The 3,668-nt window shown below is 43.7% G+C and carries 4 protein-coding genes; all 4 read left to right on the top strand.

The features are described 5' to 3' along the window. A partial coding sequence (locus tag B4H32_RS08355; RefSeq protein WP_286801844.1) for a M3 family metallopeptidase occupies positions 1-1,234 on the top strand: 1,234 nt, incomplete at its 5' end. Positions 1,235-1,246: 12 nt separating this feature from the next. Beyond that, a complete protein-coding gene (locus B4H32_RS08350; RefSeq protein WP_004682879.1) occupies positions 1,247-2,185 on the top strand; it encodes an ABC transporter permease in 939 nt (312 codons plus the stop codon). A 10-nt stretch (positions 2,186-2,195) separates the two neighbouring features. After that, a complete protein-coding gene (locus tag B4H32_RS08345; RefSeq protein ID WP_286801833.1) occupies positions 2,196-3,338 on the top strand; it encodes an ABC transporter permease in 1,143 nt (380 codons plus the stop codon). 12 nt (positions 3,339-3,350) lie between these two features. After that, positions 3,351-3,668 (top strand): ATP-binding cassette domain-containing protein (locus tag B4H32_RS08340; RefSeq protein WP_286801830.1); only part of this gene is annotated, 318 nt, incomplete at its 3' end.

Raw genomic sequence — 3,668 nt, 5'->3', positions numbered from 1 at the left:
GATTATTGACCTCCGTTATGAACAGGCACAGTTATTCGGTGAGCCAAGCTATGCCGATCTCGCCTTAAAAAAACGCATGGCGAAAAATCCAAAAACAGTGAATGATTTCCTGAATAATATTTACCAGATTGTGACGCCACTTGAGCAAAAGGAAATGCAGGAATTAAGGGAATTTAAGGCAAAAACTCTAAATATTTCTTTAGAACAGGCAGAGATTACACGCTGGAACGTGGGTTATTGGACAGAGAAATTACGTAAGGACAAATACCAGATTGATCAGGAAAAATTGCGTGATTATTTCCCAACTTTAGCTGCACAGAAATGGTTGTTTGCGATTTCCTCAAATCTGTATGGCATTGAGTTTAAGCCTGCCAAAGTGGATACATGGCAGGATGAAGTTGAATATTACGATGTGACCGATCAGAAAACAGGACAACTGCTTGGCGGTTTGTATATGGATAAATTCCCGCGTGAGGGCAAATATGGGCATGCTGCGGTATGGGGCGTGTATGGCGGCAGTAGTTTAACAGGGCGTAAACCAATTTCGGTTTTAGTGACCAATTTTAATCGCAAAGGTTTAAACAGCAATGAGCTGGAAACCTTTGTACATGAGTTTGGACATGCCTTGCATGGCATTTTGTCCGATACCCGTTATGTGGGACAGTCTGGAACATCAGTCGAGCGTGACTTTGTTGAAGCACCCTCGCAGATGTATGAAGAATGGGCGAGACGTAAGGAAACCTTGTCTAAAGTGGCAGACTATTGTGATCCAGCCTGTCCACGTATTGATGATGCGCTGATTGAACGTTTAAATGCGGTACATAATTATGGACGTGGCGCACGTTATGCTCGCCAAACCCTGTATGCGCAATATGATATGGCATTGCATGATAAAGACCCTCGCCAGCTGCAACCATTGGATGTCTGGAAAAAAATGGAATCGGCAACTGCTTTGGGCTATGTGGAAAATACTCAGTTCCCAGGGCAGTTCGGGCATTTAATGGGCTATCAGGCGGGCTACTACGGTTATATGTGGTCAGAAGTGTTGGCACTGGATATGTTATCTGCCTTTGGGGATAACCTGAATAATCCAGAAATTGGGCAACGTTATCGTCAAACGGTTTTGTCACAAGGCAGCCAGAAAAAAGCGGCTGAATTGGTGAAAGATTTTCTGGGTAGGGCGCCTGACAACAAGGCATTTCTGAATGAGATTACAGGACAACGCGTCAAATAAGGATGTACCAAGATGTTCGCTTATGTCGTGCGTAGACTCTGGCAAATGATTCCGACCATGTTGGGGGTCATTTTGCTGATTTTTTTCCTGTTTAACTGGGTTGGTGGCGACCCTGCCTATATTCTGGCAGGCAAAATGTCCAATCCAGAACAGATTGAAAATATCCGTAAACAGTTGGGCGTGGATCAGCCGTACTATATGCAGTTGTGGATTTTTATCAAGCAGATTCTGACTTTTGATTATGGCGCAAGCTGGAGTACAGGCGAATCAGTATCGCAGATTATCCTGACCCGTTTGGGGCCATCGCTGACCTTGCTGGTTCCATTGGTGATTTTACAAACTGTGATCTCGATTGTACTGGCCTTGGCGGTGGCATCGGTACGTGGTTCACTGACAGACCGTATGGTGATGATGCTATGCACTGTCGGCATGTCGATCAGTATTTTGGTCTATATCATTATCTTCCAGTATGTCTTGGCCTATCAGTTGGGCTGGTTTCCTGTGCAGGGCTGGAGCGACAGCTTTAGCGAAAATCTATTCTATTATTCCTTATTACCCATCCTGATTATGCTGGTGGTGAGCATTGCACCAACCTTACGTCTGTATCGTAGTTTTGTGCTGGATGAAATTCATCAGGACTATGTGCGGACGGCCCGTGCTAAAGGTGTGCCTGAAACACGGGTTTTGGGCATTCATGTGTTGCGTAATGCCTCGATTCCGATTGTCACCGAAGTGATGGCAAGCTTGCCAGCTTTATTAATTGGTGCATTTTTGATTGAGCGTTTCTTTGGGATTCCTGGGATTGGTCGTGAAATTATTATTGCAGTTGAACGTAGTGATTTTCCTGTGATTAAGGCGATTACTGTTTATGTGGCAGCCGTCACCATGATTTTTAATTTGATTGCTGATCTGATCTACAAAGCCATCGACCCTCGTGTTCAGTTGAAATAGGAGGATCACGATGCTCAGTACAATTTTTAAAGGCAAAACCTCCTCAAATGAATCATCTGCGTCAACAGGACTCTGGCATTTGGCCTTGAATCGATTGAAATCAGATCGTATTGCAGTTGTTTCGTTTGTGATCGTACTGTTTTATTTCATTTTGCTGGCTTTATCCATGACAGGCGTGATTGCTTCTAATTGGAATAAAGAAGTTGCTGTCAGCTACGCGCCACCGACATTTTTAGGGGCGGATACTGAGTCAGATCAAATGAAAGACAGTAGCCAGAAGACAGAGGCATTACCTGAAAATCCAGTTGATCCATTGAAAGATGTGATTCAACAGCTCAATGCCGAAATTCAGGCTGAACAACAAGGTAGCTCAGTCATTGATAATTATGGTGTGGTTGATCCTTTAGCAGAGGATATGCTGCAAATTGATCAACAGCTTGGTGGGCATCTACTTGATCAAAAACAAGAGTTAAAAACCACGTTGCCTTTTGGGGCAGATAAGTGGGGGCAAGATGTGCTGCTCAAAACTATTAAAGGTGCTGAAACATCAATTCTGGTCGGTTTGTTATCTGCTTTATTGGCGGTGGTGATTGGTACTTTTCTTGGCGCGATTGCAGGTTATTTTGGCGGTTGGATTGATGATGTACTGAACTGGTTCTATAACATTTTCACTTCGATTCCTTATCTGCTATTAGTGCTCGCGATCGCTGCGGTACTCCAACAAAAAGGAATTTTGTCAATTGTTTTGATTTTAGGTCTAACGGGTTGGACTGGGGTATTTCGTTTGGTTCGTGCTGAATATATGAAGCACAAATCGCGTGAATATGTACTTGCCGCCAAAGCCATTGGAGTGAGTCATTTACGCCGTATGTTTGTGCATATTTTCCCGAATGTCAGTCATATCGCGTTGGTTCAAATTTCGATTCTGGTGGTGTCATTCATTAAATCTGAAGTGATTCTGAGCTTCCTTGGTTTTGGCGTCCCTGTCGGTGTGGTGTCATGGGGCAGTATGCTCAATGAAGCGCAAAGTGAATTGATTTTGGGGAAATGGTGGCAACTGGCTGCGGCATCGATTGCAATGGCTATTTTGGTCACCGCATTCTCGATGTTTACCGATGCATTGCGTGATGCACTTGATCCCAAACTAAGATAGCGGAGCAATAAGATGCAAAATTATCATGAAACGCCATTATTGGAAGTCGAAAATCTGCATATCAGTTTTAAGGGTGAAAATAAGCAGTGGATTGAAACGGTCAAGGGCATTTCATTTACCATTCCCAAAAATAAAACGGTGGCTTTGGTGGGTGAGTCGGGCAGTGGTAAATCCGTGACTTCACTGGCGATTATGGGCTTGCTACCGAAAGGACAAAGCCAAATTGCTAATCAAAGCAAGATCAGCTTTGAGGGAAAGGATTTACTCAATTTATCTGCAAAGGAAATCCGCCAAATTTGCGGCAAAGACATTGCCATGATTTTTCAGGAA

Source organism: Acinetobacter sp. UBA2063, assembly GCF_002333245.1.
Lineage (GTDB): Bacteria > Pseudomonadota > Gammaproteobacteria > Pseudomonadales > Moraxellaceae > Acinetobacter > Acinetobacter parvus.
This window is presented reverse-complemented; position numbering and strand designations above follow the sequence as displayed.

Coding starts and splice junctions, on each gene's coding strand:
- B4H32_RS08350 (WP_004682879.1), top strand. CDS start 1,247: ATGTTCGCTTATGTCGTGCGTAGACTCTGGCAAATGATTCCGACCATG.
- B4H32_RS08345 (WP_286801833.1), top strand. CDS start 2,196: ATGCTCAGTACAATTTTTAAAGGCAAAACCTCCTCAAATGAATCATCT.